Annotated in this window: 1 protein-coding gene and 1 pseudogene; one reads left to right on the forward strand and one right to left on the reverse strand. The window is 62.6% G+C overall.

Annotated features, from left to right (window positions below; translation table 11 throughout):
• A pseudogene (locus EXE45_RS17375) lies at nt 1-222 on the forward strand (hypothetical protein); the annotation flags it as partial.
• Nucleotides 223-278: 56 nt separating this feature from the next.
• Here the strand turns inward: EXE45_RS17375 and EXE45_RS17380 are convergent.
• Nucleotides 279-557 (reverse strand): hypothetical protein, encoded by a 279-nt coding sequence (locus tag EXE45_RS17380; protein ID WP_137695068.1) that lies wholly within the window; start codon nt 555-557, stop codon nt 279-281.
• Between the last annotated feature and the right edge of the window lie 90 nt (nt 558-647).

Here is a 647-nt window from a genome sequence, read left to right on the forward strand (position 1 = left end):
ATCGAGGCCGGCGCGCGCATCAGTGAGAACTCGATAGCGGCGGTGTTCGGCCAGACGCTCGCCGGCATCCTCGCGCTGCCGCTCACAGTCGCGCTCGCGCTGGTGAGTCTGTACCTACTGGCACGGTACCTGAACGAGGAAGAGACTGGCAACGTGATAGCAGGGTTACCAATAGATGTCCCGGTTGTTGGCACTGATGAAGAGGAGACTGCTGACGAATAAAAATGGCCCACACGAGATACCGAACTCCAATCAGTACCTCAGCGTGGCTGGATAGGCTACGCGTCGGGCAACTCGCGTTCGAGCAGTTCGAGCGCGGTTTCGAGTTCGGCCTTCACTTCAGCAACGTCCGTGTCCCCATTGCCGATCAGTTCGACCCGCGCGTTCTGGACGTGTTCGCTGGCCCAGACCTGAACTGCCTCTTCGCGCGTCTCGGCGACCGCACAGTAGTCGGGCATCTCGGTGATCGGCGTCAGGTCATCGCCGGCAGCACCGCGAGCGGTCAGCGGGATCGTACTGCCGGCGACGATCGACGCGACGAGTTCGCGGCGGTTCATGCCGTCGCCACCTCGGTGTCGGACTTACAGACCACGCCACGAACCGGCTCGCGGCCAAGTGTTCGCCAGCGGCAGCCAGTGTGTTCCTCT

The organism is Halorubrum sp. SP9 (assembly GCF_005435015.1).
GTDB classification, from domain to species: domain Archaea; phylum Halobacteriota; class Halobacteria; order Halobacteriales; family Haloferacaceae; genus Halorubrum; species Halorubrum sodomense.

Coding starts and splice junctions, on each gene's coding strand:
- EXE45_RS17380 (WP_137695068.1), bottom strand. CDS start 557: ATGAACCGCCGCGAACTCGTCGCGTCGATCGTCGCCGGCAGTACGATC.